Origin of the sequence: Fibrella aestuarina BUZ 2 (assembly GCF_000331105.1) — a bacterium.
GTDB classification, from domain to species: domain Bacteria; phylum Bacteroidota; class Bacteroidia; order Cytophagales; family Spirosomataceae; genus Fibrella; species Fibrella aestuarina.
Map to the genome: position 1 here is coordinate 4819161 of NC_020054.1, position 13759 is coordinate 4832919.

A 13759-nucleotide genomic window follows, 5' to 3' on the forward strand; every position below is an offset into this window, starting at 1 on the left:
GGCGTAAGCAATACAGAACAGACTTTCCAGACTTCGTACTTAGTTTAGCACGACTGACCAGACTCTTAAAGAACGTTAATCCCTGCACCAGAATGGCTACCGGCACGTTAACTAGCCGGTAGCCATTCTTTTTTGTATATTTGCACCCTTATGCGAAATCGCCGTATCCTTGTTTATTGTCTGGGCCTTTTGCTCGTAAGCCTATCGGCCTGTTCTGACTTCTCGAAGATCCAGAAAAACGGCACCGACGACGACAAGTACAAAGCCGCGCTGAAGTACTACAACAAGCAGGACTGGTATCGGGCCGGGGTTCTGTTTGAAGAGATTATCCCGAAACTGCGGGGCAGTGCCGAGCAGGAGTTGTCGCAGTTCAATTACGCCTACACCCAGTACAATCAGGGCCTGTATGAGCCAGCCGCTCAGCTCTTTAAGCGGTTCTACGAAACGTTTGCCCGCAGCGAGCAGGCCCCCGAGGCGATGTACATGTATGCCGTTTCGCTGTACAAAAGCACGCCGAGCTTCAACCTCGATCAGTCGGGTACCATCGGTGCCATGTCGGCCCTGCAGGATTTCGTGAACACGTACCCGGAGAGCGAACACGTCAAAGATTGCACCGACCTGATTCTAAACCTGCGGAAGCGACTCGAACGCAAAGCATACGAACGGGCTAAGCAGTATTACAAAGTGAGTGGTTTCAGCATCGCCAACTACAAATCGGCGGTGGTGGCCATCAACAATTTCCAGCGTGAGTTTCCCGATTCGGAATTCAACGAAGAATTGGCCTATCTGAAAGTAGACGCGCAGTATAGCCTGGCTAAAAACTCGCTCGATACGAAGCAGAAGGAACGTTATCAGGAGTCGTTGGCGTTTTATCAGGCATTCAAGGAGAAGTACCCCAACAGCAAGTACCTCAAGCAGGCCGACAAGATGGTCGAGGGCAGCCAGAAGGAACTCGACCGGATTGCCAAAGAAGAGAAGGCTCGCGAAGAACTTAAAAAGCAACAACAACCCGCCCCCAACGCACCCGCCAAGGTGACTTCAGGGCAGTAATCGATTATGGCAACGTCAAATCCGTCAATCATCACGCGCGACACCGACAAGATCGCAGCAGTAACGGGCAATCTGTACGAGTCGGTCTCGCTTATTTCGAAGCGTGCCCGTCAGATCTCGACCCGCAATAAGGAAGAACTGAGCAACAAACTGTCGGAGTTTGTATCGGCGGTCGATAACCTCGAAGAAGTGTTCGAAAACCGCGAGCAGATCGAGATTTCGAAATTCTACGAGCGCCTGCCCAAGCCGACGACGCTGGCCACCGACGAGTTTTTGCAGGGCAAAGTGTACCACCGGTACCCCGAAGAAGGCGAAGCCGCGGCCCAGTAAGCGTTTCACCCGCCTAGCCAAAAGCAAGCAACCAGACCGCAGGTACTACCCGCGTCGGGTTTCTTGCTTTTTTTGTTGTCGATGAATTCACTCCACAAAAAACGCATTCTGCTTGGTGTGTCGGGCAGTATTGCTGCCTACAAAGCGGCCTTGCTGGTGCGGTTGCTGGTCAAAGCCGGGGCCGAGGTGCAGGTTGTCATGACCGAGTCGGCAACGGCTTTCATTACCCCCCTCACGCTGGCGACCTTGTCGAAACGGCCCGTGCTGTCGCGGTTTGTAGCCGACGACACCGGTACCTGGAACAACCACGTCGAGTTGGGGCTCTGGGCCGATGCCCTCGTGATCGCCCCGGCTTCGGCCCGAACGCTGGCCCGCTGCGCCACCGCCCTCTGCGACGACCTGCTGTCGGCGGTGTACCTGTCGGCCAAGTGCCCCGTGTTTCTGGCGCCCGCCATGGACCTCGACATGTATCGCCACCCGGCCACGGTCGACAACCTGAACCGGCTGCGGTCGTTTGGCAACCACATCATCGACGCCACCCACGGCGAGCTGGCGAGCGGGTTGGTGGGTGAAGGTCGCCTGGCTGAGCCCGAAACGATTGTACAAACGCTAGAACGGCACTTCAGCCGGCGCCCCGAGCTGGTCGGCAAATCTATCCTGATTACGGCAGGCCCCACGCAGGAGCCCATCGATCCGGTCAGGTACGTTAGTAACCACTCGACCGGCAAAATGGGCTTCGCCATTGCGCACGCTTTTGCCCGCGCCGGTGCCAACGTGACACTCGTAGCGGGTCCAACGTACCTGGCTACCCCCGACGAGGCCATCCGACGCATCAACGTGCGGTCGGCGCAGGAGATGTTCCAATCGACGGCCGATGCCTTCCCTACCGCCGACGTTACGATCCTCAACGCGGCCGTGGCTGATTATACACCGGCCTACCCGGCCGACAAAAAGATCAAGAAAAACGACGCGCAGTTTGCCATCGAACTAACAAAAACGGTCGATATCGCCGCCACGTTGGGTGCCCAGAAACGACCCGATCAGTTGATGATGGGGTTTGCGCTTGAAACCGATAATGAGCGCGCCAACGCGCTGGGCAAACTGCACCGCAAAAACCTGGACTGGATTGTGTTGAACTCCCTGCGCGATTCGGGCGCGGGCTTTGGACACGACACCAACAAGATTACCGTTATTAGCAGGCAGGAGATCGTCCACGAATTTGACCTCAAACGCAAAGACGAAGTGGCCGATGATTTGCTGACGATTATCGCAGAGCAGTTGATGACGAAACTGCCTCCAAAAAACGAATGAAAAGAGCGATGAAACGCTACCTGTTTCTCTTTGCCTGCCTGCTGCTCGCCTACGTTGCCCCGGCGCAGGAACTGAACTGCACGGTGAACCTCAACTCCGATCAGTTGGTGGCCGTGCAGAAAACCGACTTCTCGTATTTCAGCCAGTTGAAAACGGTCATCAGCGACCTGATGAACAACCGCCGCTGGACCAACGATCAGTTTGGGCAGAACGAAAAAATCAACTGCACGCTGACGGTCAACCTGCTGCGCTCCGAGACGCAGGGCGTTTTTCAGGGCAACGCGCAGCTGACGGTAAGCCGGCCGGTTTATGGCACCAATTACCAGACCATTATTCTGAGCTACGTCGATCGGGGCTTCAACTTTTCGTGGTTGCCGACGCAGCCCATTTTTTACCGCGAAAACCAGTTTTCCGACGACCTGACCCAGATGCTGGCTTTCTACGCCAACATCATTCTGGCGGTCGATTACGATTCGTTTTCGCGGCAGGGCGGCAATCCCTACATCCAGCGGGCCTATCAGGTCGTGAACCTGGCGCAGGCGTCGAGCCCCAACCAGAGCGACTGGTCAAATACCGACAACGGACGGCGCAACCGGTTCTGGCTGGTCGAGAATCTGCAAAGCCAGCAGGTGATTCCCTTCCGCGACGGGTTCTACAACTACCACCGGCTGGGGCTCGATGCCTTCGCCAGCAACCCGGTTCAGGCTCGAAAATACACGATGGATTTGCTGACCAACATGCGGCAGATTACCTTGCAAAAGCCCGGCGCGGTGCTGTTGAACTCCTTCTTCGACGCCAAATCCGATGAGTTGCTGAACATCATGGCCGAGGGCACGCGCGACGAACGCAGGCGGGCGTTTGACCTGCTCTCGTTCCTCGACCCCAGTAAAACCGAGAATTACCGACGACTGCTGAACTAACACGTTCTCTGTTCACCGTTGCCCATCTTCAGCTGGCCACTTAAGCGTAAAAGTTTGGCGAAAGTAGCGTAACTGAGGACGGTCAACGGTGAACAGAGAGCCGAAAATGCTTGTTCTTTTTTCGTATGCTATCGCACTTATTGATCAAGAATTACGCGCTGATTGAGCAGTTGGAGATGGTGCCTGATGGGGCCCTGAATATCATTACGGGCGAAACCGGAGCGGGCAAATCCATAATGCTGGGTGCTATTGGGTTGTTGCTCGGTCACCGGGCCGACACGCGGGTGCTGTATGACCCTTCCCAAAAGTGCGTGATCGAGGGATCGTTCAACGTGACTGGGTACGTGATCGAAACCATTTTTGAGGAAGAAGAACTGGATTACGCCGAGCTGTGCATCGTGCGGCGGGAAATCAGCCCCAGCGGAAAATCGCGGGCGTTTGTCAACGACACGCCGGTGAACCTGGAAACCCTGCGGCGCGTGACGAGTCAGTTGATGGACATCCACTCGCAGCACGATTCGGTCATGCTGGGATCCAACGAGTACCAGTTGCAGATTGTGGACACCTACGCGCAGGACGACGACCGGCTACGTACCTACCGGGCCGATTACCAGACCTACCGCGACCGGCAGATGACCTACGATCACCTCCAGAACGAGGCCGGGGCCATGCGCCGCGAGTTTGACTACAACAATTTTCTGTACCAGGAACTGCTGAAAGCCAACCTTCAGGCCGACGAGCAGGAATTGCTGGAGCAGGAATTGAACGTGCTGGAAAACGCGGGCGAGATCAAGGAGCGGCTGCTGATGGCCTTCGAATACCTCGACAACCCCGAACAGTCGGTCGTGTCGCAGTTGAAAAGCGCGGTCGGCTGCCTCAATCAGGTCACGAAGGTTGCCGAGCAGTACAAAGCGTTGCAGGAGCGCGCCCAAAGTGCCCTGATCGAACTCCGTGATCTGGCCGACGAGATCAGCACCGAGCAGGAAAGCGTTGATATTGATGACAGCCGCGCCGAAGTGGTGCGTGAACGGCTCAGCCTCATTTACCAGCTTCAGACCAAGCATCAGGCGAGCAACATTGCCGCGCTGATCGCGCTGCGCGATGAACTGGGCCAGAAAGTGAGTCAGGTGCTCAACCTCGACGATGAACTGGCCAAGGCCAAGGCAAAAGCCGAAGCGGCCCAGAAGAAGATGCTGACGTCGGCCGAGGCACTCTCGAAAGCCCGGATGGCGGTGCTGAAACCCATCGAAAAAGAGATCAAAGGCCTGCTCGACGATCTGGGGATGCCCAATGCCTCATTGCAGATCAGCGCCGAAAAAGGTCGCCCGACTCCTTCGGGTATCGATACGGTGTCGTTCCTGTTTTCGGCCAACAAAGGCGTCAAACCGCAGCAGTTGAAGAACGTCGCGTCGGGCGGTGAATTTTCGCGGTTGATGATGGCGATCAAATACATTCTGGCCAGCAAACGCTCGTTGCCGACCATCATCTTTGACGAAATCGACACGGGCGTTTCGGGCGAAATCGCCATCAAAATGGGCCACATGATGCGCGATATGGCCCATACGCACCAGTTGATCGCCATCACGCACCTGCCCCAGATTGCTGCTCAGGGTACGGCGCACTATTTCGTCTACAAAGACCATTCCGCCGCCAAAACGGTCAGCCGGGTACGTCGGTTGTCGTTTGAAGAGCGGGTGCAGGAGATTGCGCAGATGATCGGTGGCAAAACTCCGTCGCCCAGCGCTGTCAGTTCGGCCCGCGAGATCCTGGAACAGAACGCGGTGGCCTAACGGCAACGTAACCGGATGCTCCGTTGCCGCCGGCCATCAACCTTACCATTATTGACCATTACTGGAATGAAAATCCCCCACTACCCTATCGCGCTGGCCCTGTTGACGCTGGCCTGCGGCCCGTCTGATTCAGACAAGAAAGAAGGCACCGAGCAGGCTGCTTCTGTTGAGCAACTCGAGAAAGACGTATTCGCCGTTCACGACGAGGTGATGCCCCGCATCAGCGAGATCATGAAACTGAAAAAAGACCTGAACGGCAAACTGGTCACGCTCGACAGCCTCAAACAGGCTTCACCCAGCGAGGCAGTCCGCATCGACGAGCAGAAAGAACAGGGGCGGCTGATTGTACGCCACCTGACCGAAGCCGACAGCCTGATGATGGACTGGATGCACCGCTACAATGGCGACACGCTCAAAGCCCTCCCGGAAGCCGACGCCGTGCGTTACCTCAACAGTCAGAAAGAAATCATCAACGATGTTAAGAAAAAGATTAACCAGAGTGTGGGCGATGCTCAGTCGTACCTCAAGCAGTAACGCCCCGCTGGGCCGTGTTGCGCTGGGTACGTTGCTCGTAGGTACGTTACTGGCTTGCTCGCAGGCGGGCGACCAACTGCCCATTCTGGGCGAGCGGGAAGCGGTTACCAAGCAGGTTGACGGGAAAACCGTGACTGATACCGTGTATCACACCATCCCCGACTTCAGCTTCGTCAGTCAGTATGGCGACACGGTTACGGCGGCGGCGGTCAAGGACAAAATCTACGTGGCCGATTTCTTCTTCACGACCTGCCCCACCATCTGCCCGAAGATGAAAACGCAGCTCAAGCGGGTTTACGAGCGGTTCCAGACCAACCCCAACGTGCTCTTGCTGTCGCATACCATCGACCCGGAACATGACTCGGTGGCGGTACTGCGCGAATTTGCGGGCGAACTGGGCGTAAAAGGAAAGAATTGGCTCTTTGTCACGGGCGACCGCGATAAGATCTATGAGATTGGCGAAAAGAGCTACATGGTTACCGCGCAGAAAGACGCGTCGGCCCCCGGCGGTGTAGTCCACAGTGGTGCCTTCATTCTGGTCGATACACAGCGCCGCATCCGCGGTATCTACGACGGCACCACCGAAAAAGGTGTCGATCAGCTCATGACCGATATGGACAAGCTGTTAAAGGAGGATGAATAATAGAGAATGTACGATGAACAATGTGCAATTTTCAATGAACAGTGTGCGACGTTCAATGTTGAATCAGTTCGCCAGTAGGATATAATGAAGCGTCGCTTACTCCTTCATAGGCTATTTGCCTCACTTGGCTGGTCAGCCGTCACTGCCCCCTTGTGCATTGTACATTGTACATTATTCATTCTATCCGCCTGCCAGTCGGACGATGAAACGAAGCGGCAGAAATACATTACGGAGGGTATTATGCTGTATCGAAACAACTGCGCCAACTGCCATCAGGTGGACGGCGCCGGCTTGGCGGGGCTGTATCCGCCGCTTGCTAACTCCGATTACCTGAAAGCCAACAAAAATGCCGTGATCTGTTCGATCCGGCACGGGCAGCAAGGGCCTATCGTGGTGAATGGCAAAACCTACAACCGCCCGATGCCGGCTCAGTTGCAGTTCAGCGCCCTTGAAGTAGCCGAGATTACGACCTATATCTACAGCCAGTGGGGCGATGATAAACGCCTCGTAACCGGCAAAGAAGCCGAAGCCATCCTGGCAACCTGTAAGAAGTAAGTTCAACGTCCAAGGTCCAACGTGGCTGACGCAATCAGAGAACGCGTCAGCCACGTTGGACCTTGGACGTTGAACTTACCTTAAAATCCTCCTTCCAGGTTGAAGACACCGGTGGGTTTGCGGATGGAATAGCGCGAAAAATCCTGATTGGCGTCCAGCCCCAGTCCATACAGTCGCTCGCCCGTTAGCTGACTCGACACGACAACCCGGCTTTCGGTAAATACCTTCTTGGTGTTGGGGTTCCAGTGCAACAGGTTCGTCTGTAGCTTCTCCCGCTTCTGCTTGTTGATGACCACCACGTGGCCCATCACCGTGTACAGATCTTTGATTTTGTCGTACCGCCCCGAATCAGACCGGAGCGTCGTCACGACCTGCTGCCCAGTGGGGTCGTAGAAATCAACGAATACCTCTTTGGGGTACTTCCGGTCATCGTTTGTGTAACGGAGTTGTTTAGCTGTCGTCAGCTTCACTTTCAGGGCCGCGGCCTCGCTGTAGAGCAGCTTCACGTTCTGAATCTCCTCGATTGGCCCCTTGTACTCAACCCGCGCCGGTTTCTTCTCTTCTTCGCAGGCAAGTAGTGTAATGCACAATGTACAATGTACAATGTACAATGCCATCCGGCCGACAAAAACGCCTGCCGACCTTAGTCGAACATACTTATGCCAATACCCATTGTGCATCGTGAATCGTCCATTATGCATTAAGCCTAGTCGATCACCGTTTTGCGGAACCACCAGTCGTTGAGCGAGAAGCCCAGCGCCACTTTGAAGTACCGCTCCCGAATCTGCGAACCAGCCAGTGAGCCGCGCTGACCACCAACGAGGGCCAGATTGATGTGATTTACGAAATAAGCGCCCACCGGGATTGAGAAACCAAGGCTACCATTGATGTCGGTAATCTGCGTGCCATCGACCTGATAGGGCATTTGGTTGTATTGAAAGCCAGCCCGGTACGTAATCAGATCGCGGTAGCGCGTCGAGGCGGGTTTGGGCGTATATTCAACGCCAACCGCCGTATGCAGGCCGTCGCGCAGGTTACCCGGCTGATCGGTCACCGTGCGAAACTGCGACCAGCTCTGGAAGCCTACCTCAGCCCCAATAGCCAACTGATTGTTTTTTTCGTACGTAATCCCAAACTGAAGCTGCTGCGGCACCATCGACCGGGCGGCCGTGTTCGACCGCAACGTATCGTCGCCCGACACCAGACTGCCGTTGAGTTGTTGCTGGAACACGTCAGTTTCGGTGGCGCTCAGGTTGGTGCGGGGCGCAAACGTAAGGCCGATGTTCAGCGCGCGGTCTTTGCCCAGATTTGGCCGCCAGGCGGCACCGAAGTTCACGGCAATATCAGAGTAATTCACCCGGTTCACCCGGGCTACCGTGATGTCTTCACTGGAGTTGATCAGCACCCGCGACGTGGAGTTGGTGGTGATGTTGCCAAACAAGAAGGACGCTTCAGCACCCAGGTAAATGTTTTTTCCCAGCCGTACGCCGTTGCTGATCGACGCCCGGTTCAGCCCCCCTTTTCCGCTGTAGATCAGTTCGGTTTCGTAGATCGAATTGGGTACGCGGCCGTAGGTTTTGGTCTGGTAGTCGACGTAGCTGTACGGGCGCAGGCTGATGGCCGTGTTCCAGCGCGACGAGAGCGGGAACGCCAGTGCCAGATAGCTCAGGTTACCGCCAAAATCGCGCTGTGTCTGCTGCTCGCCCGACCGAATCTGGCTGAGCGCCTTCTGTTGGCCCAGCAGCCCCACCTCGAAGATGGTAAACCGCGACCGCCGGGCCAGCAGGGCCGGGTTCTGGCTGTTCAGGTAGAACGGGCTCGCATAACTGACGCCGATACCGCCCATGCCCAGGTTAGTGACGTTGGCGGAGGGCAGCAGTTCGCCCAGACCCAGTGCCGAATAAGGTGAGTTGCCGAGGCCCTGCGCCGATGCGTTCCCGGCGATCAGCAGGCTAAGGCCAGCGACGAATAAGAATGACTTTTTCACAAATAGAAGCGTATCACGTGCTGGTTACACGTCAGTGATTCTGACGCGACAGGTTGTATAAAAGAATCTGATTCAGGCCCAGCAGCACCAGATCAGGCACTGCAAATATACCCGGTTTCAGGCGGTTTACGAACAACGGAGCATCGCCACCGCAGACGATGACCCGTAAATGCGGATATTGGTTGGTATATCGGTCGATCAGGCCGTTCAATTCAAGCGCCATGCCGTTCATCGCGCCACTCAGCAGCGCATCGCGGGTGTTGCGGGCCGTGATGGGGGGCCACTCGCCCAGAGCCGGCAATTCGGGCAGGGGCAGGCGGGCAGTGAAGGTGTGCATGGCCCGCAGGCGCATCTGCAACCCCGGCGCAATGAGCCCCCCCTCGAACGTACCTGAGGCCTCGCCCGCCGACACGAAATCGGCGGTGATACACGTACCCAGATCAAGCACCAGGCAGGGCTCGCCGGGGCAGACAGCCGCTACCCCCGCCGCCGCCGCCAGCCGGTCAGCACCCAGCGTTTGCGGCGTTTCATAGCCATTTTTGACCGGTACGGGCAGGGTGGGCGACAGCAGCAGCCAGTCGGCGCCGCCGTCGAAGTCGTCCAGGGCGAGCCGCAGTTCGTCGGCCGGGCGGCTGGTCGAGGAGACAATGACGTGCTGCGGCGGCTGGCGCTGAAGGGCGTCGCGCAGGTCGTCGGGCGAGGCATACCGGGCGGTTTTCTGCAACTGATTGCCAGCAAACCAACCGGCTTTGATGCGGGTATTGCCCCAGTCAATGGCGAGGTTCACAGCAGGGTCAAGCTTCGTGGTCATTGGTGGTCATTGGTGGTCATTCATTGTTTCTGCGATTAATGACAACGAATGACCACCAATGACAGCGAAGCTAAATGACACCAATGCCCGATGACGATTAATCCTTCCATTTTTAACAAACTTTGTGACTCCTTATGCCAACGCTCTATCTGATTCCGACCCCGCTGGCGCCCGACACGGCCGCCCAGGTACTGACGCCCCCCATCGCCGACGTGATTGCCCATACCGACTGCTTTTTTGTGGAAGAACTGCGCACGGCTCGGCGGTTTATTAGTAGCCTGAGCACGGGGCGCGTCATCGATGACACAACGTTCTACGAGCTCCACAAAGACACGCCCGAAGCCGATACCAAACGGCAACTGACCGATCTGCTGGCGAAGGACCGCGATGCCGGCGTACTCTCCGAGGCGGGTTGCCCCGGCGTGGCCGACCCCGGCGCCGTGGCCGTGCGGCTGGCCCATCAGCTGGGCTTCCGGGTCGAGCCCATGGTGGGGCCGTCGTCGATTCTGCTAGCGCTGATGGCCTCGGGCATGAGCGGGCAATCGTTTGCGTTTCACGGCTACCTGCCCATCGATCGGGCCGAACGTACCCAGCTCCTGAAACAACTGGAAACCGACGCCCGCCGGAAAGGACAAACGCAGTTGTTTATGGAAACGCCCTACCGCAACAACGCCCTGCTGGCCGATCTGCTCGCGGTTGGCCAGCCCGACACCCGCCTGTGCATTGCCTGCCACGTGACGGCCCCCGACGCCCTCATTCAGACCAAAACGTTGAAGCAGTGGAAAGCCGCCCCCCCAGACCTCCACAAAAAACCAACGATCTTTGTATTGGGTTAACCAACGAGTGAAAGCGTGCCAGAGCATGTGGGTCGGCCTACTACTCTTTCACCCATTCGCTGTTCACTCATTGAGTTTTCGTACTTTTGCCCCCGTATTATGGTACACGCGTTTGAGTTCTCGCCGTTTCAGGAAAACACGTACGTCATCGCCGACGAAACGACCCGCGAGGCGGTTATTATTGATCCCGGTTGCTACGAGCAGGCCGAAAAAGAGCAACTGGCCGAGTTTATCGCCAGCCAGAACCTGACCGTTCGCTACCTGCTGCTGACCCACGCTCACCTCGACCATGTGTTTGGGGCGGCCTTTGTCAAGCGCAAATACGGCGTCGAGCTGTACCTCAACGAAAACGACGTACCCATCCTGACCGACGTACCCAACCGCTGCCGGGCCTTCGGCCTGCGCGGCTGCGAACTGGTCGAGCGCGACCAGAATCTGGCCGAAGGCGATATCATCCGGTTTGGCAACATCGAACTGGCCGTGATCGAAACGCCGGGGCATGCGCCGGGACACGTAGCCTTCATCAACCACGCCGAACGGTATGTGATTGGCGGCGATGTGCTGTTCCGGGGTAGCGTAGGCCGCACTGATCTGCCCTACGGCGACTTCGACACGCTGCTGACCAGCATTCAAACGAAATTCTACACGCTCCCCGACGATTATGTGGTGTATGCAGGCCATATGCAACCCACCACCATCGGCCAGGAAAAGCGGTCAAATCCATTTACCAAAGGAATGTAGAATGTACAATGGGACTTCTTGCCAACGTACCTATCCGTGCTTATCCATCCATTGTACATTCTACATCGTTCATCGTACATTAAAACTATGCTCAAACACGTACCCAACGCCATGACCTGCGGCAACCTGCTTTGCGGGTGTCTGGGCATTCTCTTCACCATGCAGGGCGAGCTCGTCACGGCTGCCTGGCTCATCATTCTGGCGGGAGTGCTCGACTTTGGCGACGGATTCGTGGCACGGGCCGTGGGGGCATCGGGGCCGTTTGGCAAAGAGCTCGATTCGCTCGCCGACGTGGTTACGTTTGGCGTGCTGCCTTCGTTCATCCTTCTCCAATTGCTGCGCGGCGACACACCGGGCCAGCCCATCACATTCGGCTGGCCGCTGCTGTCATTTGCCATCGCGGTTTGTGGGGCGCTGCGGCTGGCGCGGTTCAACATCGATACCCGACAGACCGACCAGTTTCTGGGCGTACCCATTCCGGCCAATGCCATCACGGCGGCCTCGTTTCCGATGATCGTGGCCTTCCAGCCGCAGTACGCGCCCATCGTACTGAGCCCCATCTTTCTGTACGGCTACATCGTGATCATGTCGCTGCTGATGGTGTCGGAGCTGCCTTTGATGGCATTCAAATTCAAGTCGTTTGGCTGGGCGGCCAACCAGATCAAATACAGTTTCCTCTTCGCCTCGGTGCTGCTGATCGTCCTCCTCCACTACGCCGCCATTCCGCTGATTATCCTGCTGTACATCCTGCTGTCTGTGCTGACAAACCAGCGGGAAGGCTCCCCAGCCAGCCACTAACCAACGTAAACGCCTCCACGAAGCGCTGCTTCACGCAATCAATAATTCACTCTTTTACGTATATCATGAAATTCTTCGCTGAAATCGACATCATGCCCCAGAAAGAAATTCTGGACCCCCAGGGTAAAGCCGTTAAGCTGGGTTTGCACAACCTGAATATGGATACCATCGACAACGTCAGGATTGGCAAACATATCCGGCTGGAAGTCGACGCGGCCAGCGAAGAAGACGCCCGCACGACGATCGACGCCGCCTGTCGTCAGTTGCTGGCCAACCTGATCATGGAAGAATACAGTTTTACGCTGAAGGCGGCGTAATCCAAAACCTGATAGGTCTTGACGACCTATCAGGTTTGACCCTCATCAACAATGACACCGATTTATGCACGCATCACGGGGTTGGGCTTTTACGTACCCGACAACGTGGTCACCAACGATGACCTGACGCAGTACATGGAAACCTCCGACACCTGGATTCAGGAGCGGACGGGCATCCGGCAGCGTCGGTATTTTACGTACGGCAAAGACACCAACGCCAGCATGGCCACCGCCGCCAGCCGCATGGCACTCGACCGGGCGGGTTTGCAAGCCGCTGACGTTGATCTGATCGTCTACGCCACCATTACGCCCGATTACTATTTTCCCGGTTCGGCGTTTCTGATGCAGCGCGAGCTGGGTCTGGAAGGCACCGCCGTGATCGACATCCGCCAGCAGTGTTCGGGTTTCGTGTATGCGCTGTCGATCGCTGATCAGTTTATCCGGGGCGGCATGTACAAAACCGTACTCGTCGTGGGCTCCGAAATCCAGTCGACGTACCTGAACAAGAGCACCGAGGGCCGCAACGTAGCCGTGATTTTCGGAGACGGGGCTGGCGCTGCCGTTCTACAGGCTACCACCGACCCCGAACACCGGATTCTGAGCACGCATCTGCACGCCGACGGTCGCTATGCCGAAGACCTGATGGTGAAAGAGCCCGGTAGCAGCAGTCACGCCGAGCGTTGGGTAACCCCCGAAACCCTGACCGACAACCAGTATGGCGTGACCATGAACGGCAACGCGGTCTTCAAGCATGCCGTGGTGCGCTTCATGGAAGTAATCAACGAAGCGCTGGAGGCTAACGGCAAAACCGCCGACGACCTCGACCTGCTCGTGCCGCATCAGGCCAATATTCGCATCTCTGACTACGTACGGCAGCAGTTAAATCTGCCCGAAAGCAAAGTCTACAACAACATCGATCGCTACGGCAATACCACTGCCGCGTCCATCCCCATCGCCCTTACCGAGGCTTACGAGGCAGGCCTGCTCCAACCCGGCAACCTGATTTGTCTCGCCGCGTTCGGCAGCGGCTTCACCTGGGCTTCGGCGCTGATTCGCTGGTAAAGAAGTTCAACGTCCAATGTTGGCTGACGCGTCTACAATCGTGCGTCAGCCAACATTGGACGTTGAACATTGAA

The 13759-nt window shown here is 56.7% G+C and carries 16 protein-coding genes; 13 read left to right on the plus strand and 3 right to left on the minus strand.

Annotated elements, in window-relative coordinates; translation table 11 throughout:
- Positions 1 to 150: 150 nt before the first annotated feature.
- The 8 genes from FAES_RS19755 to FAES_RS19790 all read left to right on the plus strand — a co-directional run bounded on the left by FAES_RS19755 (position 151) and on the right by FAES_RS19790 (position 7133).
- Positions 151 to 1050 (plus strand): outer membrane protein assembly factor BamD, encoded by a 900-nt coding sequence (locus FAES_RS19755; protein WP_015332988.1) that lies wholly within the window; start codon positions 151 to 153, stop codon positions 1048 to 1050.
- Positions 1051 to 1056: 6 nt separating this feature from the next.
- Complete coding sequence (locus tag FAES_RS19760) at positions 1057 to 1380, plus strand: DNA-directed RNA polymerase subunit omega (protein ID WP_015332989.1); 324 nt, start codon at positions 1057 to 1059, stop codon at positions 1378 to 1380.
- 81 nt (positions 1381 to 1461) lie between these two features.
- Entirely contained in the window at positions 1462 to 2691 is a 1230-nt protein-coding gene (coaBC, locus tag FAES_RS19765) for a bifunctional phosphopantothenoylcysteine decarboxylase/phosphopantothenate--cysteine ligase CoaBC (RefSeq protein ID WP_015332991.1), read from the plus strand.
- An 8-nt stretch (positions 2692 to 2699) separates the two neighbouring features.
- Entirely contained in the window at positions 2700 to 3611 is a 912-nt protein-coding gene (gene porD / locus FAES_RS19770) for a type IX secretion system protein PorD (protein ID WP_229364508.1), read from the plus strand.
- Between the two features lie 125 nt (positions 3612 to 3736).
- Positions 3737 to 5401 (plus strand): DNA repair protein RecN, encoded by a 1665-nt coding sequence (gene recN / locus FAES_RS19775; RefSeq protein WP_015332993.1) that lies wholly within the window; start codon positions 3737 to 3739, stop codon positions 5399 to 5401.
- Positions 5402 to 5467: 66 nt separating this feature from the next.
- Positions 5468 to 5935 (plus strand): hypothetical protein, encoded by a 468-nt coding sequence (locus tag FAES_RS30155; RefSeq protein WP_041258175.1) that lies wholly within the window; start codon positions 5468 to 5470, stop codon positions 5933 to 5935.
- Positions 5910 to 6578: an SCO family protein gene (locus FAES_RS19785; protein WP_041258177.1), complete on the plus strand. Its 669-nt coding sequence runs from the start codon at positions 5910 to 5912 to the stop codon at positions 6576 to 6578. Before FAES_RS30155 ends, FAES_RS19785 begins: the two co-directional genes overlap by 26 nt.
- Before the next feature lie 240 nt (positions 6579 to 6818).
- A complete protein-coding gene (locus FAES_RS19790) occupies positions 6819 to 7133 on the plus strand; it encodes a c-type cytochrome (RefSeq protein ID WP_229364509.1) in 315 nt (104 codons plus the stop codon).
- An 80-nt stretch (positions 7134 to 7213) separates the two neighbouring features.
- Here the strand turns inward: FAES_RS19790 and lptC are convergent, their stop codons facing one another.
- The 3 genes from lptC to FAES_RS19805 all read right to left on the minus strand — a co-directional run bounded on the left by lptC (position 7214) and on the right by FAES_RS19805 (position 9931).
- Entirely contained in the window at positions 7214 to 7723 is a 510-nt protein-coding gene (lptC, locus tag FAES_RS19795) for an LPS export ABC transporter periplasmic protein LptC (RefSeq protein ID WP_229364510.1), read from the minus strand.
- Positions 7724 to 7839: 116 nt separating this feature from the next.
- Positions 7840 to 9120 (minus strand): BamG family beta-barrel-assembly machinery protein, encoded by a 1281-nt coding sequence (gene bamG, locus FAES_RS19800; protein WP_015332997.1) that lies wholly within the window; start codon positions 9118 to 9120, stop codon positions 7840 to 7842.
- 31 nt (positions 9121 to 9151) lie between these two features.
- Positions 9152 to 9931, minus strand: a complete 780-nt coding sequence (locus FAES_RS19805; RefSeq protein WP_015332998.1) for a type III pantothenate kinase — start codon at positions 9929 to 9931, stop codon at positions 9152 to 9154.
- 134 nt (positions 9932 to 10065) lie between these two features.
- Here FAES_RS19805 and FAES_RS19810 point away from each other — a divergent pair, with 134 nt between their 5' ends.
- The 5 genes from FAES_RS19810 to FAES_RS19830 all read left to right on the plus strand — a co-directional run bounded on the left by FAES_RS19810 (position 10066) and on the right by FAES_RS19830 (position 13685).
- Positions 10066 to 10767, plus strand: coding sequence for an SAM-dependent methyltransferase (locus FAES_RS19810; protein ID WP_015332999.1), 702 nt, complete (start codon positions 10066 to 10068; stop codon positions 10765 to 10767).
- Positions 10768 to 10866: 99 nt separating this feature from the next.
- A complete protein-coding gene (locus FAES_RS19815) occupies positions 10867 to 11508 on the plus strand; it encodes an MBL fold metallo-hydrolase (RefSeq protein WP_015333000.1) in 642 nt (213 codons plus the stop codon).
- Between the two features lie 87 nt (positions 11509 to 11595).
- The gene (gene pssA / locus FAES_RS19820; protein ID WP_015333001.1) at positions 11596 to 12306 is read left to right on the plus strand and encodes a CDP-diacylglycerol--serine O-phosphatidyltransferase; all 711 of its coding nucleotides are present in this window, start codon (positions 11596 to 11598) and stop codon (positions 12304 to 12306) included.
- 65 nt (positions 12307 to 12371) lie between these two features.
- Positions 12372 to 12623 (plus strand): phosphoribosylformylglycinamidine synthase subunit PurS, encoded by a 252-nt coding sequence (gene purS, locus FAES_RS19825; protein WP_015333002.1) that lies wholly within the window; start codon positions 12372 to 12374, stop codon positions 12621 to 12623.
- Between the two features lie 51 nt (positions 12624 to 12674).
- Positions 12675 to 13685, plus strand: coding sequence for a 3-oxoacyl-ACP synthase III family protein (locus FAES_RS19830; RefSeq protein ID WP_015333003.1), 1011 nt, complete (start codon positions 12675 to 12677; stop codon positions 13683 to 13685).
- The last annotated feature ends 74 nt before the right edge of the window (positions 13686 to 13759 follow it).

What these genes read in the sequence shown, in the direction of transcription:
- FAES_RS19755 (WP_015332988.1), top strand. Translation starts at nt 151, where the DNA reads ATGCGAAATCGCCGTATCCTTGTTTATTGTCTGGGCCTTTTGCTCGTA.
- FAES_RS19760 (WP_015332989.1), top strand. Translation starts at nt 1,057, where the DNA reads ATGGCAACGTCAAATCCGTCAATCATCACGCGCGACACCGACAAGATC.
- coaBC (WP_015332991.1), top strand. Translation starts at nt 1,462, where the DNA reads ATGAATTCACTCCACAAAAAACGCATTCTGCTTGGTGTGTCGGGCAGT.
- porD (WP_229364508.1), top strand. Translation starts at nt 2,700, where the DNA reads ATGAAACGCTACCTGTTTCTCTTTGCCTGCCTGCTGCTCGCCTACGTT.
- recN (WP_015332993.1), top strand. Translation starts at nt 3,737, where the DNA reads ATGCTATCGCACTTATTGATCAAGAATTACGCGCTGATTGAGCAGTTG.
- FAES_RS30155 (WP_041258175.1), top strand. Translation starts at nt 5,468, where the DNA reads ATGAAAATCCCCCACTACCCTATCGCGCTGGCCCTGTTGACGCTGGCC.
- FAES_RS19785 (WP_041258177.1), top strand. Translation starts at nt 5,910, where the DNA reads ATGCTCAGTCGTACCTCAAGCAGTAACGCCCCGCTGGGCCGTGTTGCG.
- FAES_RS19790 (WP_229364509.1), top strand. Translation starts at nt 6,819, where the DNA reads ATGCTGTATCGAAACAACTGCGCCAACTGCCATCAGGTGGACGGCGCC.
- FAES_RS19805 (WP_015332998.1), bottom strand. Translation starts at nt 9,931, where the DNA reads ATGACCACGAAGCTTGACCCTGCTGTGAACCTCGCCATTGACTGGGGC.
- FAES_RS19810 (WP_015332999.1), top strand. Translation starts at nt 10,066, where the DNA reads ATGCCAACGCTCTATCTGATTCCGACCCCGCTGGCGCCCGACACGGCC.
- FAES_RS19815 (WP_015333000.1), top strand. Translation starts at nt 10,867, where the DNA reads ATGGTACACGCGTTTGAGTTCTCGCCGTTTCAGGAAAACACGTACGTC.
- pssA (WP_015333001.1), top strand. Translation starts at nt 11,596, where the DNA reads ATGCTCAAACACGTACCCAACGCCATGACCTGCGGCAACCTGCTTTGC.
- purS (WP_015333002.1), top strand. Translation starts at nt 12,372, where the DNA reads ATGAAATTCTTCGCTGAAATCGACATCATGCCCCAGAAAGAAATTCTG.
- FAES_RS19830 (WP_015333003.1), top strand. Translation starts at nt 12,675, where the DNA reads ATGACACCGATTTATGCACGCATCACGGGGTTGGGCTTTTACGTACCC.